Source organism: Priestia sp. TSO9, from assembly GCF_021029645.1.
GTDB classification, from domain to species: domain Bacteria; phylum Bacillota; class Bacilli; order Bacillales; family Bacillaceae_H; genus Priestia; species Priestia megaterium_E.
In genome coordinates this window covers 411,786-437,559 of sequence record NZ_JAJEKD010000009.1, presented here as the reverse complement: position 1 = coordinate 437,559, position 25,774 = coordinate 411,786, and the positions used below count along the sequence as shown (strand labels likewise).

The following is a 25,774-nucleotide window of genomic DNA, read 5'->3' as shown; positions in this document are numbered from 1 at the left end:
TTACTGTATTCAACAGATACAATTCCATTAAGAACTGTTTATTAAGTAGTTCTTTTATTCATAAGATTACATTATCATAGGCATCACAAAATCTAACAAAAACCTACTGAAACTAACAAAAAGTTTTTAGAAAATTACAAAATGAAAACGCTGTAGTTTTTTTACTACAGCGTTTGTTTGACTTCATAATAGAGCATTTGAATAAATTTTTTTACGTTTATACGACTCGGAGTGCTGCTTTTTCCCGTCCCTTTTTCTATATCTCTCATGCGCTGATGCACCATTGAAAAATCGAAAAACTTAGAAGCGTAATTTTCAAATTTAGGATTAAAGAAGTCAACCATACCAAGAGAGGTCAAATGATTTAAAGACTGATAAATAGCTCTTCTTACTCGCTGCTCGGCTGCTTTCATTTCTTTTTGCAGCACGTCTTCTGAAAAAGATGAACCAAGCTTTCTCACGGTAATTTTCTCAAAAATCTCTTTGAGAGAAGGAAAATGCTGTTCATACATCGTGCTTTTTTCCGTTTGATGCAAGTAATTGATGATTTCAATCAAATCTTTACTTCCGCTTTCTCCTAAAATCCCAAGTTCTCTTAAAACAAACCTGCACGCTTCTGCCGGATCGCTTTCTTTTTTATCAAAAGAAGGCGTTTTTTGCTGATTTCCTACATTAAGTACGGTATTTAACGATTCTTGAATTTTCTCCATCGATTGTTGAACATGAATTCGTTCAATTACTTTTTGAATGACCATGAGCACTTCCATACGATTAAGCGGCTTCGTGATATAGTATTCAATGCCAAGCGAGTAGGCTTTTCCAATCAAATCTTTCGTTTCTACCTGTGACATCATAATAATTTTCCCTTTAAAACTATCCTTTATTTTGCGCACGGTTTCGATTCCGTCTTGAATCGGCATTAATAAATCAATAAATAAAATATCGATCTGCTGCAATAAAGAAACTTGATCATTTAACACGATCCCGTCTTCTCCTTCTCCTATAACCTCCCCTAGATCATTATCTTCAATAATTTCGGCTAACATTGAACGAAAGACTTCGTCATCATCTATGATATAAAATCGCATATTAGTCCTTATCCCCCATTAACGTAGAAATAGGTAAATCTATAGCAAATTGAACACCGGGGCTTGGAGACAGATTAACAAATTGAATATTCCCTCCCAGCTGCTCCGTCATTTGCTTAACGTAGACAAGCCCAAGACCCGTAGAAGGCGTTCCGTCCTTTGCATATTTGGATGTAAATCCCGCTTTAAAAATGAGACGTTCATGCCTTTTTTTCACTCCGGGACCGCTGTCTCTTACATACAATAAAATGCGGTCTTCTTCTCGACATACATCGATAATAATCGCGCCTTCTTCTTCAATCGCTTCGACCGCATTCGTTACTAGGTTATTAATTAATGATAAAAACAAGTAGACGTGATAGCGAGGATGCTCTCCTAAAATCGAATATGAAAAATGAATATCTTTTGCTAACATCGCCGCATATTTTTCGTTGCTGCGCATGACGATTTGAAGCAGACTTCCGATTTCCATATACTCAGAAAATTCTTCTTTTGTAATGACCTTGGACAGTCCTGCTGATATCCGCTGGTTGTCTTTTTTAATATCATGTACTTCTCCTGCAATTTGTAATGCTTTTTGGCTAAAATCGTGCAGTGAAGTAAGCTCGTGGATATCCGCTTCGTGTAATTCTTCATACAAATCATACGACTTTTTCGTAATTCTTTCAGCGTCCTGCAGCGTTTTTTTCAAATGAATGGATTCCTCATATAAATTTGAAAGCACAACAAGCAGCTGATCATTTTTTTGAGAGATTTGTCGTTCTCTCAGCTGCCCTTCGTAAAGTTTGATCATGCTAAACAGGCATAAAACAAAGAAACTTCGAAAGACGCCTACAATAAAAATTTGCATGAACTCTGGAAACACAATATGATGGTGAACCATCACATACATACAAAGCAATTCCATCCCGCCTGAAACCGTTTCGATAATGATGCTCCATATGCCAATAATCCAAGGCTTTGAATGAAAATCGTTAATTTTAAACCACGAAAAAGAAATGGCATAAACGAGATAATAAATCCCCGCTGAACACCTGATCTGCAAAGAATGCAGAAAATCAAATGATTCGTAATTATACCAGTCAAGGTACATCCGAAAGCCCACTATAGCACTCGCAACTAAAATACCTGGTATTACAGGAGATACCTTTCTTAAAAGCAGCAGTGAAAAGAAAAAAATGGGCACAGCAAAGCTAACTCTATACGTATCATGAAAAGGATAATATTTAAGCTCTCCTGCTAGCGGCACAACGACTATCATCACTAGAATGAGTAAAACATCTTTTTTTACTACCGTATCAACTTTCATCGTTCACTTCCTGCACTTTTTGAACATAAGTATATAGTTTAGCAATCTAAAAGACAATCGCTCTTCTCTATATTTTTTACATTCCTACTTTCATTTATAAATATAGCCCATATATAAACAGTTATTTATTCTCTTTCATTATTCTCTGTAGTTTTTTAGATTTTCTTGTTTTATTTTGTAATTTTTGTTGTATAGTAGAAGTACCTTTTAAAATGTGAGGCTGTATCACAACTATTCAATTATTATTACATCACCTGATAGCTACACTAAAAAGGAAAACTATTATTTTATAAGGGGAGCTTATTTTACAATGTGGATCATTACCGTTTACTCGAAAAACCAAAGTCCGACTATGTTTGAATTTGAATCAGAGGTAGAGGCAAAAAAGACGTTTCAGGAGATTAAAGGGTGTAAGATCCTATCGGAAGTTATTTACTATAACGACCGAGTTCCCGCTTTAGCGTAAATCAGTTGATGTAGGAAATTTTACAAATTATCGGTTAAAAGCCACGTAAAGAGCCAAAGGATGGAACTATTCCTTTGGCTCTTTGCTGTTTGATTAGAAAAAACGAGGCTGAGACATAATGACATGAGCTGAACCGCTTTTGACACCGCAGTTGATTTCCATGCAAGGCTTCGCTTTCCGCGGGCGGCCGCTGAGCCTCCTCGTCGCTTGCGCTCCTGTGGGGTCTCACCTGTTCCGCTTTTCCCGCAGGAGTCTTCGTCTTGCCCTCCAATCAACTTCTAGAAGGGTCTAACGTTGACCCTAATAAAAAAACGAACCACTAATCAAACGTGTTGATCAATGGTTCGTTTTTCACTTCGTCTAACATACTTTTGTCCCAGCCTCGTTTTGCTTTGTGAGCATACTGACTGCCCACATTACGATAAAGTTGACAAGCAGCGCAATAAATCCGACATTGATATCCTTCATTTGCTGAGGCAGTGACGGGAACAACGTCCCAATAGTAGATCCGCTGATTGTAATATAGGCTACTACAATAATTCCAGCAACAATCCCCCACGCTGCTCCTTGTTTCGTTACAAAGTTATTTTTCTTCAAGCTGAAAAGCAGAGATGGAAACAGCTGTGTCATTAGACTATAGCCCATTAAAATAATTGTTGACAGCGTCGTTCCTCCGTTTAACGTAAAGTAAACAGAAATAAGAGCCACAACCGGTACAAAGCTTTTCGCTAAACGAGCAATACGCGCTTCGCTTGCTTGAGGCGCAAACGGTTTGTATATGTTTTTAGCCAGCAGCGTTGACGCACTCATTAACAGCATCGACCCCGGCACAAGCGCTGTCAGCAAACCCGCTCCTCCTATAATTCCAATAAACCAAGGGTCAAAGGTTTGGATTGAGATCCGTAACAGCGCAAGATCCACGTCTCCTCCGCTTAAACCAGGAACTTTTAAAATAGCTGCAAATCCAACAAAAAATACAAAAAGCAGCATCAGCGTATAAAGAGGACTAATGATTGCATTTTTACGAAATACCTTTGCATTTTTCGCTGTATAGCTTGAACTAAACACCTGCGGCCACATATAAAAACCAAGTACTAGTAAAATAACGGTCGAAATAAACCACGAGACGCTTAATCCTTGCTCAGGAAACTTTAAAAACCCTGGCTTCGCTGTATTCACGGCTTCAAACATCGGACCGTATCCTCCGTAATAATGAAAAGGTAAATAAATGCCTAAAAATCCAATCACAGCAAGCATCATAATGTCTTTAATAACGGCCGTCCATGCAGAACCGTGGATACCGGATATCATAACATACAGCGTTAAACTGATAGCTCCCATCCAAATGGCTGCTGGCATTGAAATGGCGCCGTATGATGCTTGTGATACAATAATCCCCAATCCTTTTAACTGCACAACAATAACAGGAATGACAGCAATCACTCCTACAGCAGCTACAAGCACACCAAGGTAAGGGCTTTTATATTTGCTTACAAAAAAATCAGGCTGCGAAACGAGCTTATGATCTCTTGCATACTTCCAAATAACAGGAAGAAGCCAGTATGATAAGACATATGATAAGCTAATATAAATTAAGACATAAAGTGCGGGTGCTCCTTTTCCATAAGCCCATCCGCTTCCGCCTAAAAACGAAAACGTTGTATAGATTTCTCCGGCCATCAGCACAAACACTAAAACAGCCCCGAAACCGCGGCCGCCTACCGTCCACTGCTCCAAGTTCATATCCTTGCCTTTGGTTGATCGTATGCCAAGAAAAATAGCGGCCACTAAAAATAGTAAAATAATAATAAGTGCACTATTCATTCTTCTTCCCCTTCCCGATTTCTGGGATCAAGCTTGTACATAACCCCTAAAATAATGGACGTAAGCACCACCCATATCACCATCCAAAACATATTGAACGGCATACCGAGAACAAACGGAGTCACTCGATTAACAAAAGGGAGAAAACCTAATATGCCTACGAACGGAAGGACAGACAAAATATAGATAAATTTCATGACTAAACTCCTCCGACTTTCTAAAACTAACTTCTTTATATTACCACATATTCCGTGTATTCAATGAAGGAATGCTTGCATTTAAACTGAAATAATCTCCAAAAGATAAAATATTCTGTACTATTTTACAAAAATACTGTTTTCATTTTTCTGAATAAATAGTATAATTTCTTCTTATAGTTCGCAGGAGGTATCGTACAGATGAAAACAATAGAGAAAATCAGTACATTTGCAGGAAAAACGTTTACGCTTTGGGTTATTTTAATTTCCATTATTGCCTACTCATTCCCAGAGCACTTTGTATGGATTGGAAAGTACATCGTTCCGCTCTTAGGAATTGTCATGTTTGGAATGGGATTAACGCTGTCAGCGTCTGATTTCAGCGAAGTATTTCGAAGACCGAAAGAAGTAGCACTAGGCGTGGTGGGACATTTTATGATTATGCCGCTTCTTGCATTCGGTTTGGCGATTGGCTTAGATTTACCAAAAGAAATAGCAGTGGGCGTTATTTTAGTAGGCTGCTGTCCAAGCGGCACATCATCAAACGTAATGGTCTTTTTGGCTCGAGGAAACGTTGCGCTCGCAGTTGCTATCGCTTCTGTTTCAACCATTTTAGCACCGATTGTTACACCGCTTCTTATTTTATTATTTGCAAGCAAGTGGGTCGATATTGATATCATGTCTCTTATTATTTCCATTATACAAGTTGTCATCATTCCGCTTGCTCTTGGATTTACGATCAAAAAGTTTTTTGGGAAAGCTGCAGAAGCAAGTTCCAAAGCTCTTCCCCTTGTTTCAGTAGTCGCGATTGTCTTGATTGTATCTGCCGTTGTGGCAGGAAGCCAAGCACAGCTCGCTAAAACGGGCGGTATCATTTTTGCCGTAGTTGTTCTTCACAATATTCTTGGTTTCACAATCGGCTTCTTCTTTGCCCGCTTATGCGGAATGGATCTAGCTAAACAAAAAGCAGTGGCAATGGAAGTTGGCATGCAAAACTCAGGGCTCGGCGTCACTATCGCTTCCACTCACTTTTCGCCGCTAGCCGCTGTCCCAAGCGCCATCTTCAGCGTCTGGCACAACATCTCAGGCTCAGTGCTAGCCTTTATCTTCAGCAAACTAAAAGACAAAAACCAGCCCTCTTCTAACAAAAAAATGGCTGGCTGATACAATAAACTTATAAGGGAAGCACAAAAAGCTCCCTTGGCGAATGCCACCAACCGAAAGGGGGGTGGCATTCGCTTAGGTATAGAAAAAAGAGACATGGCGCTTTTGCCATGTCTCTTTTTTCTACATCGATTAAAAACTATTAGCCTCTTCCTGCTTGGAAAGAAGGGTATTTCGTCATACCGCCATCAGCAAATAATGTAATACCTGTTACATAGCTTGCTTGTGATGATGCTAAGAATGCTGCAACTGCTGCTACTTCTTCTGGTTTACCGATGTAACCCATTGGAATCATGCTTTCTACGTCTGCACGTTGTTCTGGATCTGCAAATTTCTCTGCGTTAATTGGTGTGTTCATCGCACCTGGTCCAATGTTATTTACGCGGATACCTTTTGGCGCATATTCAAGAGCCAATGTTTCCGTCATTAGTTTCATACCGCCTTTACTTGCTGCGTAGTGAACAAATAATGGCCAAGGAATCATTTCGTGAACGCTAGACATGTTAATAACGTTTCCTTTAATGTCGTTTTCAACGAAATATTTAATTGCTTCACGGCTTCCTAAGAATGCACCTGTTAAGTTTGTATCAATAACTTTGTTCCAGTTGTCTAAAGATAGCTCATGAGAAGGAACTGGGTTTTCAACACCAGCATTATTAATCATTACGTCTAATGTACCGAATTCTTTAATAGCTGTTTGAACAAGATTTACAACGTCTTCTTCTTTTGTTACGTCGCCTTGAACGATGATTGCTTGTCCGCCTGCTTCTTCTACTTCTTTTTTCGCATCTAAAGCTTCTTCTTCATTGTTGTAATAGTTAATAACAACTTTTGCTTCTTCTTGACCGAAACGAACAGCCATTGCACGTCCTAAACCTGTTGATCCGCCTGTAATTACAACTACTTTATCTTTTAAATCTGTATACATAATAAAATCCTCCTAGTGTTTTCATTTATTCATACATACTACCATTAACTTTTACGTAAACGTTAACTTTTAGCCATTCCGAGGAATACGCCACCTAAAATGATGAGCACAATACCAATCGTAATTGAAATAAGCTGACGCTTTGTTTTCTTTTCTCCAAGTAAGAAGATACCGCCAAGCGTTGAAATAACGATTCCCATTTGTGATAATGAGAAGCTTGTTGCAACCCCTACTTTAGGTTGAGAAATAAATAAGAACATGTTACCAGCTGCCCAAATCAGGCCTGGAATAATGTTACGAATTGCGTATTTATTAAACGGTTTGTGTTTATAAGTAAGTATAAGTCCACCAATTAACATACCAATTGCTTGTGGGAATAGTGCCGACCAGCCGTCTACATTAAATAAACGCGCGACAACTACATACACTAAGTATCCAATTGTTGAAACAATAAGGGTAATAATCCCTTTTTTGAATTGTCCAGATTGCTCTGGGTTTTTTTCGCTTTCTAGTGATGTTAGCACGATACCAATAACAATAAAAATAAGAGCTAACACGCCTAAAATAACGGTTGTTGTTGTTGACCACTCGTGAAACACGATAACACCAAATAGTGATGTCGTCACAAGCTGCATACCAGTTGAAATTGGCATGGTTTTTGAAACACCAATATAATCAATCGTTTTCAACTGATTACTTTGCCCAACTGCCCAAAATAATCCTGAAACGATTCCGACAATAAAAATAAGCGGCGTCAACACTGGATGAACTACGAAATAAATAACGGCTGAAAAGATCAGCGCACCAATTGTAGTTCCAAGCGTTTGACTGTAAGGACCTCCGCCCAATTTAACGTTGAACAGGACAATACTTCCCCAGAAAATCGCAGGAAGAATAGCCAAAAGGATATCCATTTGATACTAACCTTCTTTCTCAAACTCTTGATGTAATTGTAAATTTAAAGTACCTTTTATTTAACTAGGTAACTTTATGTAACCAATCTTAGACCTTTTTTCTTGATACGTCAATAATAATATGTCGATTCTGTGACTTTTTTTAAAAACTTTACAATACAGCGTTTTCAAGCTACTGAAAGTTTTGAAAATAAAAAAAGATAGCCTTTTCATTATCCAAATGCTAGTATATAATAACATTATAAGGGTTACTTTTAATATCCTATATACAATAAAGTAGGTGGCATGAATGAATGAATGAATTTGATGAGTTATGTCCAAAAGTGTGGAAAACGTTTGATATAATAGGAAAAAGATGGAATGGACTAATTATTTATGTCCTGATGAGCGGTCCTAAACGCTTTAGTGAAATTCACAGCAGCATTCCCTCTTTAAGTAAACGAATGTTAACCGAACGAATGAAAGAGTTAGAAGAAGAAGGAATTGTAATCCGGCACGTTATTCCTGAACGTCCGGTTCGTATTGAATATATCTTAACTAAAAAAGGATCAGAGCTTGGTATGATCTTGGGACCCGTCAGCAAGTGGGCAAAAACATGGATAAAATAAAAAAGCCTCCAGTGAGGCTTTTTTTATGTTTGGTAGAGGATATAATTATTTTTCCCTTCTCTTTTCCCTTTGTATAACGCATCATCTGCATTTTTTAATAATAAAGCAGCCGATTCCCCGTCCTCTGGATAAATAGAAACTCCGATGGTAGTTGTTGTGCGCAAACAATAGCCCCGTACGTTCCAGCTTTGCTGAAGAGATACGTGAATTCGCCCAGCAATTTGTTCAATTTCCCGTCCATTTGTTACATTTAAAATAATGATAAACTCATCTCCGCCCAAACGATAAATGCGATCGCCTTTCCGTACACAGCTTTTTAATCTCTTCGTGTATGCTTTTAGAAATTCGTCGCCTATATGATGGCCATATTCATCGTTAATCTGCTTAAAATTATCACAGTCAAGAAACAAAAGCGCAAAAAACTCATCGCTTTTTTGCTGCCCTTTTTCAATCACTTTGTTTAACTCTTTTAATAACATCGCCCGGTTGGGAAGACCTGTTAAACTATCGTGAGTGGCTTCAAAATGAAGTTTATTTTCTAGCGCTTTTTGTTCTGTAATATCATTATGAATCGAGACATAATAAGTAATATTTCCGTCTATATCTTTTAACGGCACAATTGTGTTCGATACCCAGTACAACTGATGATGCTTCGTCCACATTTCAAGCTCCCCTCGCCATACTTTTCCGCTTTTTATTGTCTCACGCAGCTCAGAAAGGTCATGACGAAGCCCTGCATCTCGATAATACTTCCCCAATAAATCTTCTTTTTGATAATCTGAATAACGTATATACATATCGTTTATATAAGTGATAGTTCCATTTGCATCTAGAATCATAACGCTAGCTGATTCATCAAGCGCATATTTTATATTTTCAAGTTCTTTCAGCGTATAAGCCAGCTGTTCTTCTGCTTCTTTTTGAGGCGTAATATCTCGGTAAATCACCGAATAGGCGACCAGTTGATTTTGATCATCATAAATCGGTGAACAGCTGACAGATACACACACGCTTTCGCCACTTTTGGTGTACCTGACTGTTTCATAAGGAGGGAGCGTCTTACCATTTTTTAATTCTTTGATTAATTTAAGGTTTTCTTTTCCCTCTTCTTTTGATACGATGTCCATCTCTTGACGGCTTTTTCCTATAACTTCTTCTTTTCTCCACTGAAATAGCTTTTCAAATGCTCCATTGACTGTTAAGACCTTCTCATTACAATCAGCAATTAGAATGGCATCTACCGTGTTTTCTAGAAACGCATCGAGTAAGCGCGTGCTCTCTTCCTGCGTTTTTTTATAATGAATTTCTTGAGCCATGACAAGGACATGTGAAGGGGTTGTCGCTTGATTAAAGAGAGGGGTAAATGTTACTTCATATGCATGCCGTTCGGGATGAAAAAGCTGTATGTATTGATATTGAATCGGTTCTTTCGTGGCAATGGCTTTTTCACAAAGTGTGTAAAAAAGCAGATTTTCTTCTTTATTGATTATCTTGTCTTTCATTTTGTCAAAGAATTGCTGAGCGGCTTTATTACATTCTTTATAGTACAGCTGATGTCTTTTTTGCTGAATTACAATAACGGGCTGCGGCATATTCATAAAATAAAATTGGAATATCCCTTCACTATACATACTACATATCCTCCATCTGCCTTTGGAATTTCACTCAACGTCTTGTTTTGATATGCAATTCACCCATTATCCCAAAACAACACGTCTTCTTTATCTCTTAAAATATTTTAACAATCGCACAAAATCACATAATTTTATAAAAATTCAAGATATCTATGCTGCATATAAGTCTAATTACCCGTTCCTATATTACGATAAATTATCTATTTAGTGAAGCATATGGGTTAAGAGTTCAGCAGCCGTTCTCGTCTGAATAAACCGCGGTACTTATTATAAGTTAAGTAGGAAGAGATCGACTGCGGCATGCCCAGCAAATAGCCTTGAGCAGCATGTAGATTTAACGAAATTGCTGCGGCTAAATCTTTATCTCGTTCCACGCCTTCTAAAATGAGATTCGTATGCGGATAATAGTTAACAAGCAAATCAATCAGATCTTTCTTTTGTTTGCAGTCAGCTAGCCCTTCCGCATAGCTTCGATCTAATTTCATATAGTGAGGTTCGTACATGCTCACTTGTCTCATCGCTGCAGCCCCTGCTCCAAAATCATCAATCGCGATTTTGAAACCGGCCTCTTTTAAACTCATTACTCGGGCAAAAAGAGCAGGCGATTCCCATAAAAGCTTTTCATGAAGCGTTTCATTTAACTCCCATACAATGCGATGCTTCGCATTTTTATAGGTGTTCAACAGATATGTTAAAAACAGTTGGAAATGCGGATGGAGAAGAGTAGATGGAAACACATTGATAAATACATCCTCTGATTTCAATACCTCAAACGGAAAGTTCTTTATAGCCCCTTCAATTGCCATCGTATCAAGCTTGTACAAATAATTATGGCATCTTGCCAGTGAAAACAACTCTTCAATTTGCCCTTTTGCGAAAGCTGTGCGCAGCAAAGCCTCAAAACCCAGCGTCTCCCACGAATTCAACGCATAAATAGGCTGATATACAAACTGAAGGTCTTCATACGTCAGTTCCTTTAAAACATGAGCATCCATTCTTTCGTTTAATCACCTTTCGTTTTCAATATACTATTTCTTCCATAACCTAAACTTATAAAAATATATCCTAAAAACAGCTAATTGTCCATTAAAAGTAAGATATTCCATTAGGCGATTTAGGTATTTTGAGACTTGCTGGAGGCTTATGATAGCAACAAAGAAGTGTTTTAGAGACTTTTATGCTTTTGATAGATAGGCTGTAAAGGATGTTTCAAAAAAGAGATTGAGACATAAGTAACTCAACCCATGTAAAGATGAGCAAATTAAATAAAGGGACTAGTATAGATTGCTTGTGACACCGCGGTTGATTTTCGTGCATGGCTTCGCTTTCCGCGGGCGAGCGCTGAGCCTCCTCGTCGCTTACACTCCTGCGGGGTCTCACCTGTTCCGCTTTTCCCGCAGGAGTCTTCGCCTTGCCCTCCAATCAACCGCTAGAAGCACCTAATATGTGAAACTTACGTTTACCAGATACTTAGCGCAATAACCTCTTATCGTTAGTTTGTAATCATAGACAAATTGCTCGTACTGATAAATAGACGCTCGTTGGAAAATTAACGATAATAGCCTATATACAGCATTACCAAAAAACATTATACCTACATACCTACAGCTAATATACTAACAGCTAAAGCAAATCCTATAACTTTCTTCATCTAAATTGTTACCTCTTCTTCTCTATAAATTCTCTACTATTTCCCCTCATTAAAATGAATATTTTTTAGCATTTTTAAAAACCATTTCTTCCTATCCATTTGATTTGTTTCTGTATTTTCTCCTACACTATCGTATATTAATTTGATTACCTTATCAGAGCTTTTATCTGCTACGTATGCAACATAAAGGTTAGGTGGATTTTCTTTACTGTCATATACTATATGCTGGTTAGTACCGCGAAAATATGTATAGGCAGAATCATAATAAATTCTTGTATTAGAGGTTTCTAACTGTTTAGGTTTTTTACTGTCTAATTGTTCTTTAAATAAACTCTCTACATAAATTAATTCTGATTTTGTGTCGTTCTCGGAAAATTCAGCCTTTATAGCGTACGTTTGTTGATCATTTTTAAAGGGTTTAATATAAGCGGCTGACCAATTTTCATATGATTCGCCATTTCTAGTGTAATCCTCGCGATATTTATGTAAAACTTGATACTCTTTTGGAAACCACATCGTATACTGACCTGTCTTAGACTTAAACTCATAAAATCCGTCGCCTACTTTTTTATCTTTGTCCAAGAACTTACGGGTGAAGTGATCATCAAAAGCTGGGACATTTGGATAGCGGCTTTCGTTTATTAGCCATATGGCTCCTGTTAAAATAACCGTTCCTGCAATAGTTGCAATAATAGTCTTCGTACGTTTCTTCATCCTCTGACATCTCCGTTGTTTTCTGGTCTAAAATGAATACTTTTTAACATTTTTAAAAATTGCTTATTTGTTTTGTCACCTTCATTTTTTGATAAGTTATTACCTATAGAGTCATAAGATATTTCAATTGTCTTATTTGAATGTTCATCAACTACGTAGGCAACATATGTATTGGGTATGTAACTACTTTTATCCTCAATTACTTTCTCCTCCATACCCTTGAAGTAAGTATAGGCATTATCATAGTAGATTTTTTTATCTTTCGTTTCTATTACCTTTGGTTTATTAGCATGAAATCTTCTTTTAAAAGTAGCCTCTACAAACACAGCTTCATATTTGGTGCTCCGCTCAAAAAATTTCAAGTTCAGTTGACCAATCAAATTTTCCCCTTTTTATTTTTTAGTCGATAAGGCTCTCCAATCTTCATAATTTTGTCCGTTCTTTGAATAGCCTTGACCATCGTCATTCGCTATTACAAATTCTTCTGGAAACCACATCGTATACTGTCCTGTCTTTGACTTAAACTCATAAAATCCGTCGTCCACTTTTTTATCTTTATTCAAAAATTCACGCGTGAAATGATCATCAAAAGCTGGAACATTTGGGTAGCGGCTTTCGTTTATCATCCATATTCCACCTATTAAAATAGCGACTCCTGTAATGATTGCGGGAAGGGTCTTCGTACGTTTTTTCATTGTCCTACACTCCCTTTATTATTCTTTTGAAATAAATGGGACTTAATGTAAATTGTTTAACATATAAAACTCCCTCAGACCACCGTCTGAGGAATAACAGTATCCCTTATGTTAATTCACTTTCATCCATTGATTCTTTATATCGAATTTCGTACTCTCTCTTATGCATATCTGTAACAGAATGCATAAAACTCATAATATGCTGAAATGCTCCAGTATCATACTGCTGAGCCCTTAGCGTATATCCCCGCTCAGCTGCTTCTAATTTACTTTTAACCGCATCCGCAAACTCACCCGTTTGGTTTTCTAAATAGCTTTTAGCATGCCAAAGCTTTTCATTTACTTCTTGATCCTTTTTGATTAACTCTTTAATCCTTTTTGCCTGCTCGTCTTTGAAGTCATCACTATCAAATTCAAACGTGTATTTACCGCTCGTTGTTCCTGTGTGTGTAAAATCAAAATCAAACAATTAAATCCCCCCTACTACTTCTTTCATGCTTTTAATATCTGAAGCTACCGATTCGTCAGCTTCCATCATCTTCTCGAAATTTTGGAAGAACGCTTCAAGAAACTTTTGATAGTATGTAACTTCCTCTTGAATAGAAGAAATAATCTCTTCAACAGGAGTAAATACACTATCGTCTAGCGGGTCAAACGTTTTGTCAAACGTCACTTTTTCAGCCACACGCTTTTGTCCAAACCATGCGAGGGTAGCGCCGTCTTTATCTGCCTTTTCCATAAATGACTGGGGAGAAGCTTCTTCTCTGGATATTTTCATTTTTAACTTTTTCTTCTTAGCTTCGAAGACTTCGTTAATTTCACTATGTAAATACTGCTTTAGTGCATTTAAGTTTGCTTCTTTGTCTTTGATGGCATTAGCACAGTAATAAACAAACTTCTTCATTTGTTCATAATCTAGCAAGATTTCTTCCTGAGATCCTGAATCAAAAACCTGATAATACGTCTTCATAGCATTAGCTTCTGTGTATTTGACAACGTAATTAATTCCGTGGAGTTTTGCTTGATTTCTTTGAGATATTCCTTTAATCCCTTGTACTAAAACTCCAGGACTTTTTATCGCCTGTTTCGTCAAGAAAAATGCACCTTCTGTTCCTAGCACAATCCCAGGAAGATGCTTAAGCGGCTTTTCCTTAACATCATCAACATATGATGGAATATTGAGAAGAACACTGTCGTCTACATGGGCGTTTGCCAAAGATAATCCTCCAATTATATTGGATACTCCAGAGTTATATCTGACTTCGTCAAGTTTTAAAAACAAGTTCCATTTGGCTAACCTTTTCAGAGGGTATTCTCCAATATTAATCATTTCTTCTGTATTCATATTTCCAAGCATGGTTACTTTATTACCTGCATACCAACTGCCAGGGAAAGATTGCGCATGCATAGGTTCACCTTTTACCCAGGTATGACTGATGGTAGCTTTCTGCTTTTTATAATAGGAGTTGGCTAAAACTACTAATTTTTTTGAAGACACTCCATTTCTTTTACCAGTTTGTTGTTCTACATAATTTGCAAACTTCCTATCTAACCTTTGCAACTGCTTGACATTAACTGGAGCATCATTTAAGCCTCTTATGTTTACAAAATTCTTAGTTATAAGTCCAAGGGTCACTATCAGATGTCCCCCTAAAGAATGACCATCCCCATACCTTTTTATTTTTGAATTTGAGCTTTTAATTTTTTTCTCAACTTCCTCATACATAACTTTTGCATCTTGAACTTGATTATTTCTCTCTCCGCTTCCAATTCCTAATGCGTCATACACGACATCTCCAAAATCTTTAGAGGGTTCCGTTCCTCTAAAGATATAATATACTTCGTTAATGTGATTTTTTTTGTCATAAAAGTGGACAGCGGCACCATCGAACCCTGAATTTTCTCCAATACCCATTTCTTTACTACTATAAATCTCAAAATTTGGAGGTTCTTTCCCTGTAGTTTCCTTGTATATTTCCTTAATTTCTTTTTCCTTACCGGCTAACCCCGTATACTCAAGTTGAGTAATCTTATTTCTTAAATTATTGTCCAACACGGGTTTTTTACTCATTTTCATTGCCCTCACGGAATCTGATATTTTTTAATATTGTTAGCAACCATTTTTTTTCTGTTACTTTATTATTTTTTTGGCCCCCTTTACTTTTATCAAACCATAATTCGATTGCATTATTGGATTTTTTATCAACTATATATGCTATATATGTGTTTGGAGCATGTTCTTTGCTGTTATGCTTTACTACTTCTTGTGTTCCTTTAAAGTATGTATAAGCTGCATCATAGTAGATCCTGGTACTAGCAGTTTCAAAATTATTAGGTTTATTGGTATTTAGCTGTTCTTTAAACATATTTTCTACAGTAAATGATTCATTTTCAGCCTTTCTTGCATTTGAAAATGTTACTTCGATATAATCTCCCCCAGTATCTCCAGCTTTGTCATTAACATCTTTCGCTATCCACCTTTCATAAGAATTGTCATTTATTACATAATCTTCCTCGTTCTCCTTTATAAGCTGATACTCCTCCGGAAACCACATCGTATACTGCCCTGTCTTCGACTTAAACTCATAAAACCCGTCATCCGCTTTTTTATCTTTGTTTAAGAATTCACGCGTAAAGTGATCATCAAAAGCAGGGACGTTTGGGTATCGGCTTTCGTTTATCATCCATATTCCTCCTATTAAAATAGCAGCTCCTGCAATGACTGCAATAATGGTCTTCGTACGTTTTTTCATTGTCGCACACCCTTTTAGTTATGTTATAACCTATGTTTTATACATGTTCGATACTATCATACTTATAATGGGAGAGTCATAAGCAGAACGAATCAAAGAACCATAATTAGGAAGCGGTTATTTTTTACTATCACTTACCCTTTCTTTTAAATAAATAATCGTTTCTTGTTTTATCATTGTTACCTTTGTTAATGATTTCTCTCAATAAAGAAAACCCCACTTTCAACAAAGTGAGGTTGATTACATAATATGGGCCATTTACTGAACGCTTCGCTCTCCTTGTGCTAGCACATCAATTTCAGCGTCAATCTTCACGCTGTGGGTTTTCCCATCAAGTCCAAGAATCACAATTTCGTATTGCTTGTTAGCAAGGACAATCGATTCGATAATACCTTTATGCTGTCTTAATGCATATGCTTTTGCACGGCTTTTAGTTAAAGGAATCGTTTTTTCTTTCAAAACATTGCCGGTTTCGGCGTTAATTTTTACTTTGTGCTCTTCTCCGTTTAACGTAAGGATGTCTACTGTATAAATAGGAAGAGTGAGTATTTTACTCAGCGATATGGATTTGACAATACCTTTATATTCTTTTAATGCGAGAAGCTTTGCTTGTTCTTTCAACAAAAGTGATCGTTTTTCAGAAATCATTTGACGCCATCCTTTCTAGTTTATAAAACGGACTGCTGTTTCAATTTCTTAACGTACCATATTCTATGTATACGTCTACTAACTAGTATAGCGGGCTTGTCTTAAATTTCTCTTAATATTACATGAAAGATAGCTGAAGAAAGCTGTTATTCACTGAAAAAACTAGACCTGATTAGATCTAGCTTCTTATTGGTGAATGTGAATTCTACATCTTTTTCGTTTCGAATCGTTCTACGGCTCTCATTTGTTTGATTGATGGGGATTTGTGTACGCACATGCCCAGATGAACTTTTTGAAGCAAATAGGGATCAATGTAAAAACCATTTTGAAAGATGTTTTCTTTTTCCTGTTCGTCATGAAATTTGGAGCATCTTACACAGTAATACATATCATAACCTCCTTGCGGACTATTTTATAAATGGGGATAGTTGTGAGTGGTATATTTACCTATAGGATATGGAAAAGAATAAAAGTCGTGCTTGTTTAGCGAAAATGTCCGAAAAGGAGAAGGATTGTCCATGAGCTAAACCGCTGGTTTTTCAAAAGGATTATTTAGAACATAAATCAGTTTGATTGTAACAAAAAAGCCTCTTTCAAAGAAAAAAGAGGCACTTTTTGTTAATTTGTTACTTTTGCGCTGTTTTGATGCCAGTTCCAAGCTGATGCGATGATTTTTTCTAATGAAATTCGCGCTTTCCAGCCTAATTCTGCGTGAATTTTATCAGAAGATGCAACTAGGCGTGCCGGATCTCCAGCGCGGCGGTCTGCCATCACAACATTCGCTTTTTTACCCGTTACTTTTTCACACGTTTCGATCACTTCTTTTACAGAGTAACCAAGGCCGTTTCCAAGATTGTACGTTGCTGTTTTCTTCGTGCCGTCTAACAGTGCTTGAAGCGCTGAAATGTGAGCATTTGCTAGGTCCGTTACGTGAATGTAGTCACGGATGCACGTTCCGTCTTCAGTATCGTAGTCTGAGCCGAATACAGAGATGTTTTCACGTTCACCAAGCAGGTGCTGAAGAATGATTGGAATTAAGTGCGTTTCAGGATCATGGCACTCGCCAATTTCTGCTGTTTCGTAAGCACCCGCTGCGTTGAAGTAACGAAGTACCACATATTCCATATCGTAGGCACTTGCAAAGTCAGCTAAAATCTGTTCAATCATTAACTTTGAACGCCCGTACGGATTAATTGGGTTTGTTGCCGTGTCTTCTGTGATAATATCTACAGAAGGAATCCCGTATGTAGCAGCAGTAGATGAAAAAATAAACTTTTTCACATTGTGCTTCATCATCGTTTGTAAAAGGGTTAACGTCGCAGCTACGTTGTTTTGATAATATTTAAGAGGATCTGTTACTGACTCCCCTACTAAACTATTAGCAGCAAAATGCATGACAGCATCAATTTCATGATTTGTGAATACGCTTTCTAAATCTTTCTCATTACCTAGATTTCCTTCTACGAATACCGCTTTCTCATCGATTGCCCAGCGATGACCTGTTGATAGATTATCAAGTACCACAACTTCATTTGTTTTCACTAATTCTTTTACTAGGTGGCTTCCGATATAGCCTGCTCCTCCGATGACTAAAATCATACTGTCAGTCAGCTCCTTTTTATTAAGTGTCGCTACAGATATCGTACCCGTTTCTTTTCCATTTGTAAATATTTCATTTTTCAGTATCCTGCAGCGATACGTTTATATTTTTTATTAGTATAGACAATCAATATGAACTCATTATGAAGAAAAGGGAAGGAAATTTTTATTGCTCTTTTTCACAGAGAATTAGATAATATAGCAGGAACTAATTTACTTATTAAAGGAATGAAAGCTTAATGAGCAAACACCCTTCATGGCTAGATGCGCTAAAAGGAGTATGTATTCTTACAGTAGTTGCAGGGCATTCTGGCAACCCTTTTTTTCATCATTATTTCTTTTGGTTTCACATGCCTCTCTTTTTTATGATTAGCGGCTATCTGTTTCACCCACGTTCTAGAATACAAGAAGTACGAGAATGGATTTCGAAAAAATGGATGCGTTTACTTATCCCTTATTTTTCATTTGGCCTGTTAATAGCAGCCCTTATCTTTGTTCAAACATTTAACGTTCGGGAAGTGTTACTGAACATCTACCATTTATGTATTGGCGGGAGAACTCTCGGATATTATTACGGTGTTTTTTGGTTTGTCACTTGTTTATTCTTAACTCACCTTGTTTTTGCCTATGCATCTCTACTGATTAAAAGAAAAAGGTCAATGGTTCTTTTCTTAACTCTATGCTATTTTATCGCTCATATTTATGTCAGCTTTCCATTTCTTCAGCAAAAAAACATTATATAGAGCGCCAATTCCGTTTTGCTATCCATTTGTTATTACGCAATTGGATATTACAGCAGACAAGCTTTTTCGTTTGTTGAGAGAAAAAGCACTGTAATATTGAGCAGCTTGATCATCTTATTGATTGTAGCTTTAGAAAAGCTCAACGTTCTTTCTTATATATTAGATATTAAAGCAAACATTTATACATGGCTGCTTGATTTGATTATTCCTCTTTGCGCAGCAAGCATCCTTGTATATATAAGCAAAAAAATGAGCTTAACAAAGTGGAGTAAACCTTTTGAATACGTAGGAAGATCCTCGTTTACCATTATGTTTTTGCACGTACCGGTTACTATTTTAATAGAAAAATATACTGGCATATCTACTGTCTTTTTGTACATAGTAATGGGAACATTGATTCCTTTAATGTTTCATCTATTGTTCAAACAATTTCTACTTACTAACGCATTATTTTTGGGTGCGTTTCCCATTCCAAAAAAAGACAGCGGACAAACGCTTCCAGTTTCGAAGTAAACAGCAATGTAACCCCTGCAAAAACAGGGGCTACGCTGCTAGATTTGCTGAGGCACTTTCTTCATATCTTTTACTTTATTTTTTAATGGAAGCATCCCTTCAATATGACATTCAATACAGTCCCCGTCTTCAATAACAGCCGGTCCCGGCGTTCCGGTGAGGATGATGTCACCTGGATGCAGCGTCATGACTTTTGAGAAAAATGAAACACAGTATGCGATGTCGTAAATCATATTAGACACTGTATTTTCATGCTGCATGTCTCCATTTAGCAATGTGCGCACTTGAAGTGATTTTACGTTTGATATACTTTCTTTTGTAACAAATTCTGAGCCTATACTGCAAAAGGTATCAAAGCTTTTCGCTCGCATTAAGTAGCGATGATTCGCCGCATGAATATCAGCTGCGGTTACGTCAATTGCTGACGTATAACCAGCAATTACGTTTATGGCTTCATCTGGCTCTATATCCTTACACGTTTCGCCGATTACCACCGCTAGCTCCGCTTCAGCCGTTGTTTTGTAGGACTGCTTTGGAATACGAATGCTGTCTTCTGGTCCAATAATGGCGGTTGCAGGTTTTAAAAAACTAACTGGATCAATGGCACGGTCGTAGTCTTTTAGTTTTTCTTCAGAAGCGGCATAATTAAACCCAATGCCTAATAATTTCGACGGATTACTAATGATAGGAGCTGTTTTTCTGCCCTGCAAGTGCATTACAGGAAAAGAGCTGTTCATACCAAATTTATTATGGGCGTACCATGTTTCAAGGTGGCGAAGTTCTTTATATTGAATCAGAGCCCAAATTGTTGTAGACCAGTTTGTTAAATATTTAGTATTAATATCTTCTATAAGCAGAATGCTGTCATTGTCTAAAATGGCTGCTTGTTCTTTCCCTTGCTCTATTATATTTACTAACTTCATGATACGCTCCTTACCGATGCTTGAATGATACGATCGCTGTTTTCTTTTACCCAATTTAATAATTTTTCATCTTGGTTGTATCCTGCAATAAAAGATAAACCGATTGGCAAACCGTCTAGTTCTCCTGCAGGTATCGTAATTTGGGGAAGACCGCTTAGGCCGGCAATACACGTCATTTGAAGTGTTCGCAATCTTCTGTTTTCTAACTCCGGTCCTTTTGCATCTTTTACAGGCGCGGGTCCTGGAGCTGTAGGAAGTACTAATATTCCTTCTTCTCCAAGCTGTGAGTACATAAAATAGCGAAGTTCACGACGCTTTTCTTCTATATAATTCATATTTAATAATGTAAGAGTGCTCGCCCATTGAAAGCGGCTTCCGATGTCTTCTCCAAACGTTGGATTTTCTTTTTGAATCCACTCTCCGTGCGTTTGCCAGATTTCTTTTCCTTGCAGCAAACGGAAGGTTTCCATATATGTAGAAAAACCCTGAGGAGCAATCGCTATCTCTTCTATAGTAGAGAAAGACTCTATTACGTGATTTATAGACGGCGCAAGAGCTCGCATGCTTTGTTCATCCACAAGTTCCATCACATCTGTTGGTACATAAAGCCGTGTAAATCCACTAGCACGCGACGTTGAATTCAATAAAACCGCTCCTACTTTTTGCAGAGTGTGGCCGTCTCTAGCCATTACACCCACTGTATCAAAGCTTGGAGCAAGTGGAATCAGACCGTTTGTAGAAATGCGTCCGTGAGAAGGACGATACCCGAAAATACCGCAGTAGCTTGAAGGAATTCGAACCGATCCTCCCGTATCTGTTCCAATCGCAAAATCAGTTATTCCCGCTGCGACAGCAACCGCTGATCCGCTTGAAGAACCTCCCGGAATTCGATCTGCGCTTTTTGGGTTTACCGGTGTTCCGTAATGCGCGTTTTCTCCATTTAATCCGTACATAAGCTCGTCAGTATGCGTAACTCCCTTTAGTGCAGCTCCTTCTTTTAAAAGAGCAGCTACTACGTCTGCATGTTCACTTGCAGGCTGATGCGTGGAGAGCCAATCTGGATTTCCCGCACTTGATATATGTCCTTGTACATCAAATACGTCTTTTAACGCAAAACTCAAGTTATTTAACATTCCCGTTCCCGTTGGAGGTACGTAAAGATCACTGTCTACAAATGCGTTCCACGTATCTTTCATTCAACCATCTCCTCATTTCTTATATCTGTTTAGAATATAAAATTTGGAATAAGCTGGTCAATGAATGTGTCAGGTCTGTTAACATTAATATTATGCAAATCTTCCAGCTTCTCTTTTCCTAGAGAAACTAGCCGTTTTATTTCCCTTTTAGCACGTTTGCGAGTAAAGTAGAAACATACCATTTTACGAAAAGGACTATCGCGATGGAACAATCTACTACGCTTTTCTTATTTATTTTATTAGCTTTTGTGCTAACAAGAGGCATTCCATTTATAGGTTCATTTGCTCCTAGCATTAATCAGCTGCTTCGGCATATTGGACGTTATTTTTCAAATTTAAATACGATGTTTCATGAAGATGGCCACGCGTTAATGGGCCTTATTGTCGGAAAAGGCGTCAATCGCATTGAGCTGTATACCAATAATGAAGGCGTAGCTGTGACTGCCACCTACGCGGGATCCCGTGGATGGCTGCCGCGCGTCATTATTGCTTTAGCCGGGTACCCGTTCAGCTCAGCAATGGCTTATTTGTTTTTCTACCTGCTCGTTCACCATCACTACGACTGGCTTTTTTACGGGTTAGGAAGTGTGGTTGTTATTAATTTACTGCTTTGGGTACGTAACGGATACGGAATTGCGTGGCTTTTTTCTATCGGTTTGATCCTCGGTGGTATTTATTATTTACAAGACCCACAGCTTACGCGCTACAGCATGATGTTTGTTGGTGCGCTGTTACTTGTAGAATCTCTATTTTCTGCCTTTATTATTTTTGTGTTAAGCATCAAATATCCACACGATGCAGGTGACGCTACGAGTTTAAAGCAGCTTACCCATCTTTCAGCACGCTTTTGGGGTTTTTTATTTTTCGCACAGGCCGTCTATGTGGCTTATTTGATTTTTCAACTGATTTATTAGAGAGCGACACAGAAGAAACAATATAATTAATTATTGCTTCACAAACGTATATATTTAAATAAAGGATGCCTCTCGTTGTGTGAGATAGCATTCTTTATTTACGTTTTCCTTGCAATGGATTTTTATCTAAAAGCACCTTCATAAAAGTAACCTGACTTTTTAATGTTTTTGTCTAAAACAAAAAAGCACCTTCTAAGTAGAAAGACGCTTTATTATAGCTACCTTTTTAAAGTTTTAATCACCGATCATTGAATGTCTTGTAAAATTACCAAAAACCAGGTTTAACTATATTACTCTTTCAATATTTTTGCTAATTTTTAACTTTTGAATAAAATAAAGCACGAAATAATGTATGAAACTTTTTTTGATAAAATTTAATATATCCTCTAAAGATACTATATTTTTTATGCTTTATTGAAGGTGGATAAAGATTAGTTATCTCCGATTTATTTGGAAAAAGCCATCTCTTAAAAAAGATCATAGAATGCTTGAACTGGTCATACTCAGACAAATGTACCCTAATAAGGTTTTTAAATCCTTTTACGCTTTGTCTGTCTCCATAACGTATTTCTTGATACTCCCACCATATTTTTGATTTTTTATTAAAAGGAAAGCTATTAATTTGATCGAGATGTGGAAATTGATTATAAACAACTGTTAATGTACTTGTTAGTCTTTTTAAAGTGTGATCGTTTTTTGCTATTTTAAATAATGCATTGTAATCAATTTTATGATTTAAGACATGTATAGTTTGTATAATATCGATAAAATATTTTAAAGAATCCATTCCATGCTTCCAGCCGTGAAGACAAATCATATAGAAGGTATGTACTTCAGACAGTTGTTTTATATGTTTGTAACCTTCTAAAGGAGTAGAGTGCTTCCAAAATTGCTCAATCTCTAATGAGGAACTCTCCTCTTTAAGAAGATCCCAATGAAGTTCAATAGCTAACGGAACAGGTGAATGAGGAATCACTTTACCAAACGAACGATGAAAGTGATGAGATGAGTATTCTCCTTCTGTATCGTATTCTAGCTCTTCAATACACCTTATCGCTTTTTCCATATCCTCTTTGCGAATTAATATATCAATGTCCGTTGTCCTTCTTGCACTGAAATGACCAAAATATGTTTCGTTAAATAAAATTCCTTTTAATGGGATAGCAGAGATATCATTAGCTTCGAACGTATCCAAAATAAGCTTTAGCTGATTTTTAATATAAAGGTTGTTATACAAAACAGCTTGATATTCTGTCTTCAGCTGATTTTGAAAATATGTTGGCGTTTGCTCCATTCTTCCTTGCTGTTTTAACAAAGAATATACCGTTGCTGATAAGTGAAAGTATTCGATATCTTCTAATATAGAGCTATAATCATTCGGATTTTCTGGCAATGGATGGCTTTGATCATATAATGATTGAATAAACTCAATGAACATTATGGAAGTCCTCCTAATTTATCTGTCTTTACAGGATGATGGCTCTTTCTTCGTTATTAGAAAGCTGTGATGTGTTGACATTAGCAAGGTCTCGGTATAAGCCTGGCTGATGAATCAGCTCTTCATGCTTTCCTGATTGAATCAGTTTTCCATTATCAATGACAATAATAGAATCAACATTTTGAATAGTAGATAAACGATGAGCAATTACGATAGTTGTCCTATTTTTCATAATTCTTTGGAGCGCTTCTTTAACCAAGTATTCTGTTTCATTGTCTAGTGCAGATGTTGCTTCATCAAGCAGCAAAATAGGTGCATTCTTTAAAATAGCGCGAGCAATTGCAATCCTTTGCTTTTGCCCTCCGGATAACGTTACCCCTTTTTCGCCTATTTTGGTCTCATATCCATGAGGAAGTGATAGAATGAAGTCATGAATATGAGCAGCTCTTGCAGCTGTGACTAGCTCTTCTTCAGTTGTCAGAGGGTTAGCTAAAAGCAGATTTTCTCTTATAGTACCAGTAAACAGAAAAGTTTCTTGTGGGACATATGCAATTAAATTCTGCAGTTCGGATGCATTAAGAGTACCAATCGGGGTTTGATCCACATAAATTTTTCCCGCTTGAGGCTTATAAAAACCTTGTAACAAGTTAAATAGAGTAGATTTCCCTGCACCGCTCGCTCCTACGATAGCTATGCTTTTTCCTGCAGGTATTTGTAAATTAAAATTTTCAAAGATATACCTTTCTCCGTCATAGCTAAAGGTCATATTCTGAAAACAAATAGCTTTTTGTTTTGGTTTCTTTTGAGAAAACTCAGGAAAGTCAGTAGTTTCATATTGCACTTTTAATATAGGAGCTATTCGTTCAATTGCTGATATAGACCGTTGAAATGCAGCCCACTGTCCTGCGAGTCCATTCAATGGATAAATTATCCGGTTGCTTAGAGTTACAAACGCTAGAAGGGACCCCACTGTTAACATTCCTTTTGAAACGATTAAAGCGCCGAAGCATAGAGTGACTAGAAAGGCTATTAATGCAATAGCTTCGCCTCCTGCATAAAATAACCCCTTCATTTTTCCATTATACAAATCCAATGCTAAAGCTTGCTGATTTTGCTGACGGTATTTACTAAAGAAAGATCGTTCTAATAAAAAAGATCGAATGACAATAAATCCTTGAAAGATTTCAGATAAACTACTCGTCATTGCACTGTTTAACTTTAGAATTTCCCTGCTGCTGTTGCGCAATAAAAAACCAAAAACACCACCGGCAATCACAGCAATAGGTATAATAAATAAACCCACAAATGACAGTAATGGACTAATATGGGCTAAATAAAGAAAGATAGCAATAAATAATAACGGTAATTTTATAAGGTTAATAAGATTTCGCCCAATCATTCCATCTATGCTGTTAATATCATTGGTAAAATGAGAAATCAATTCTCCAGAGTGGGTTGTATGAATTTTATGAACGGGAGAAAGTAACAGTTGCCTTAGAAGCTGCTCTTTTAAATCCCGTTTAATAGAAGATGTTGCAACCGCTTCAATATACGTATCGTAATAGATTGTAAGAAAGCTTATAAGTATTAGACCAAAAGCAAGTGGCAGCAAGTGCTTAACCCGGGTAAAGTCTCCTTGAACGGCAGCATCTGAAAGATCTCCAAGAAACCATGCGGAGACAAGAGTAATTAAAATGTCCGTCAATAAAAAAAGCATTAGACCTGCGTAAGCTTTCCAATGTTTTCTAAGCAAAGGGTATACAATTGAAAAAGCGCTTATCATTTCCTCTTTGTCAAAATACCGCTTTATATCAGCTCGATTTAATTTCATCATAACACTCCAAAAATAAGCGAT

28 protein-coding genes are annotated in these 25,774 nt (G+C 37.2%); 5 read left to right on the top strand and 23 right to left on the bottom strand.

From position 1 onward, the window contains the following. Positions 1–164 precede the first annotated feature (164 nt). The 5 genes from LJC66_RS05015 to LJC66_RS04995 form a co-directional block, all read right to left on the bottom strand. Positions 165–1,088: a response regulator gene (locus tag LJC66_RS05015; protein WP_195695165.1), complete on the bottom strand. Its 924-nt coding sequence runs from the start codon at positions 1,086–1,088 to the stop codon at positions 165–167. A gap of 1 nt (position 1,089) precedes the next feature. Then, positions 1,090–2,397, bottom strand: coding sequence for a sensor histidine kinase (locus LJC66_RS05010; RefSeq protein WP_230931932.1), 1,308 nt, complete (start codon positions 2,395–2,397; stop codon positions 1,090–1,092). Between the two features lie 486 nt (positions 2,398–2,883). After that, positions 2,884–3,138: a hypothetical protein gene (locus LJC66_RS05005; protein WP_195697141.1), complete on the bottom strand. Its 255-nt coding sequence runs from the start codon at positions 3,136–3,138 to the stop codon at positions 2,884–2,886. 85 nt (positions 3,139–3,223) lie between these two features. Continuing rightward, a complete protein-coding gene (locus LJC66_RS05000; RefSeq protein ID WP_047931766.1) occupies positions 3,224–4,687 on the bottom strand; it encodes a sodium:solute symporter family protein in 1,464 nt (487 codons plus the stop codon). Next, entirely contained in the window at positions 4,684–4,884 is a 201-nt protein-coding gene (locus LJC66_RS04995; RefSeq protein WP_013055761.1) for a DUF3311 domain-containing protein, read from the bottom strand. The genes LJC66_RS05000 and LJC66_RS04995 overlap by 4 nt, the downstream gene beginning before the upstream one ends. Positions 4,885–5,085: 201 nt before the next feature. Here LJC66_RS04995 and LJC66_RS04990 point away from each other — a divergent pair, with 201 nt between their 5' ends. Next, positions 5,086–6,048 (top strand): bile acid:sodium symporter family protein, encoded by a 963-nt coding sequence (locus LJC66_RS04990; RefSeq protein ID WP_230931931.1) that lies wholly within the window; start codon positions 5,086–5,088, stop codon positions 6,046–6,048. Between the two features lie 142 nt (positions 6,049–6,190). Here LJC66_RS04990 and gdh read toward each other — a convergent pair whose 3' ends face one another. Next, a complete protein-coding gene (gene gdh, locus LJC66_RS04985; RefSeq protein WP_025749618.1) occupies positions 6,191–6,976 on the bottom strand; it encodes a glucose 1-dehydrogenase in 786 nt (261 codons plus the stop codon). 62 nt (positions 6,977–7,038) lie between these two features. Further along, on the bottom strand, positions 7,039–7,890 hold the full coding sequence (locus tag LJC66_RS04980; protein WP_028412283.1) for a GRP family sugar transporter: 852 nt from the start codon (positions 7,888–7,890) through the stop codon (positions 7,039–7,041). A gap of 293 nt (positions 7,891–8,183) precedes the next feature. Between LJC66_RS04980 and LJC66_RS04975 the strand changes: the two genes are divergently transcribed. Beyond that, entirely contained in the window at positions 8,184–8,498 is a 315-nt protein-coding gene (locus LJC66_RS04975) for a winged helix-turn-helix transcriptional regulator (RefSeq protein WP_013055757.1), read from the top strand. A gap of 23 nt (positions 8,499–8,521) precedes the next feature. Here the strand turns inward: LJC66_RS04975 and LJC66_RS04970 are convergent, their stop codons facing one another. From LJC66_RS04970 to galE, 12 genes are all read right to left on the bottom strand, one after another. After that, on the bottom strand, positions 8,522–10,129 hold the full coding sequence (locus LJC66_RS04970; RefSeq protein ID WP_230931930.1) for a sensor domain-containing protein: 1,608 nt from the start codon (positions 10,127–10,129) through the stop codon (positions 8,522–8,524). 224 nt (positions 10,130–10,353) lie between these two features. Then, a complete protein-coding gene (locus tag LJC66_RS04965) occupies positions 10,354–11,127 on the bottom strand; it encodes an EAL domain-containing protein (RefSeq protein ID WP_230931929.1) in 774 nt (257 codons plus the stop codon). A gap of 266 nt (positions 11,128–11,393) precedes the next feature. Next, positions 11,394–11,558 (bottom strand): hypothetical protein, encoded by a 165-nt coding sequence (locus tag LJC66_RS04960; protein WP_230931928.1) that lies wholly within the window; start codon positions 11,556–11,558, stop codon positions 11,394–11,396. Between the two features lie 261 nt (positions 11,559–11,819). Then, entirely contained in the window at positions 11,820–12,497 is a 678-nt protein-coding gene (locus LJC66_RS04955) for a hypothetical protein (protein WP_230931927.1), read from the bottom strand. Further along, on the bottom strand, positions 12,494–12,877 hold the full coding sequence (locus LJC66_RS27920) for a hypothetical protein (RefSeq protein WP_308280722.1): 384 nt from the start codon (positions 12,875–12,877) through the stop codon (positions 12,494–12,496). The genes LJC66_RS04955 and LJC66_RS27920 overlap by 4 nt, the downstream gene beginning before the upstream one ends. A gap of 12 nt (positions 12,878–12,889) precedes the next feature. Then, complete coding sequence (locus LJC66_RS27915) at positions 12,890–13,192, bottom strand: hypothetical protein (RefSeq protein WP_308280721.1); 303 nt, start codon at positions 13,190–13,192, stop codon at positions 12,890–12,892. Between the two features lie 106 nt (positions 13,193–13,298). Then, entirely contained in the window at positions 13,299–13,661 is a 363-nt protein-coding gene (locus tag LJC66_RS04945; RefSeq protein ID WP_230931926.1) for a hypothetical protein, read from the bottom strand. Next, positions 13,662–15,263, bottom strand: coding sequence for a DUF6792 domain-containing protein (locus LJC66_RS04940; RefSeq protein ID WP_154991659.1), 1,602 nt, complete (start codon positions 15,261–15,263; stop codon positions 13,662–13,664). Then, complete coding sequence (locus LJC66_RS04935; RefSeq protein WP_230931925.1) at positions 15,256–15,945, bottom strand: hypothetical protein; 690 nt, start codon at positions 15,943–15,945, stop codon at positions 15,256–15,258. The genes LJC66_RS04940 and LJC66_RS04935 overlap by 8 nt, the downstream gene beginning before the upstream one ends. A gap of 258 nt (positions 15,946–16,203) precedes the next feature. Then, positions 16,204–16,593, bottom strand: a complete 390-nt coding sequence (locus LJC66_RS04930; RefSeq protein WP_153251764.1) for a PepSY domain-containing protein — start codon at positions 16,591–16,593, stop codon at positions 16,204–16,206. A 205-nt stretch (positions 16,594–16,798) separates the two neighbouring features. Further along, positions 16,799–16,981 (bottom strand): DUF3973 domain-containing protein, encoded by a 183-nt coding sequence (locus LJC66_RS04925; RefSeq protein ID WP_013055747.1) that lies wholly within the window; start codon positions 16,979–16,981, stop codon positions 16,799–16,801. Between the two features lie 230 nt (positions 16,982–17,211). Then, entirely contained in the window at positions 17,212–18,192 is a 981-nt protein-coding gene (galE, locus tag LJC66_RS04920) for a UDP-glucose 4-epimerase GalE (protein WP_230931924.1), read from the bottom strand. Positions 18,193–18,431: 239 nt separating this feature from the next. Between galE and LJC66_RS04915 the strand changes: the two genes are divergently transcribed. Both LJC66_RS04915 and LJC66_RS04910 read left to right on the top strand, forming a co-directional pair. Further along, entirely contained in the window at positions 18,432–18,935 is a 504-nt protein-coding gene (locus LJC66_RS04915; protein WP_230931923.1) for an acyltransferase family protein, read from the top strand. 96 nt (positions 18,936–19,031) lie between these two features. After that, a complete protein-coding gene (locus tag LJC66_RS04910) occupies positions 19,032–19,448 on the top strand; it encodes a hypothetical protein (protein WP_230931922.1) in 417 nt (138 codons plus the stop codon). A 38-nt stretch (positions 19,449–19,486) separates the two neighbouring features. Here LJC66_RS04910 and LJC66_RS04905 read toward each other — a convergent pair whose 3' ends face one another. Further along, complete coding sequence (locus LJC66_RS04905) at positions 19,487–20,371, bottom strand: fumarylacetoacetate hydrolase family protein (protein WP_098333749.1); 885 nt, start codon at positions 20,369–20,371, stop codon at positions 19,487–19,489. Next, the gene (locus LJC66_RS04900; RefSeq protein ID WP_230931921.1) at positions 20,368–21,567 is read right to left on the bottom strand and encodes an amidase; all 1,200 of its coding nucleotides are present in this window, start codon (positions 21,565–21,567) and stop codon (positions 20,368–20,370) included. The genes LJC66_RS04905 and LJC66_RS04900 overlap by 4 nt, the downstream gene beginning before the upstream one ends. Positions 21,568–21,770: 203 nt before the next feature. Between LJC66_RS04900 and LJC66_RS04895 the strand changes: the two genes are divergently transcribed. Beyond that, a complete protein-coding gene (locus tag LJC66_RS04895; RefSeq protein ID WP_195695184.1) occupies positions 21,771–22,481 on the top strand; it encodes a M50 family metallopeptidase in 711 nt (236 codons plus the stop codon). A 310-nt stretch (positions 22,482–22,791) separates the two neighbouring features. Here LJC66_RS04895 and LJC66_RS04890 read toward each other — a convergent pair whose 3' ends face one another. Both LJC66_RS04890 and LJC66_RS04885 read right to left on the bottom strand, forming a co-directional pair. Then, entirely contained in the window at positions 22,792–23,919 is a 1,128-nt protein-coding gene (locus LJC66_RS04890; protein WP_230931920.1) for a nucleotidyltransferase domain-containing protein, read from the bottom strand. Positions 23,920–23,947: 28 nt separating this feature from the next. Next, positions 23,948–25,750, bottom strand: coding sequence for an ABC transporter ATP-binding protein (locus tag LJC66_RS04885; RefSeq protein ID WP_230931919.1), 1,803 nt, complete (start codon positions 25,748–25,750; stop codon positions 23,948–23,950). Positions 25,751–25,774: the final 24 nt, after the last annotated feature.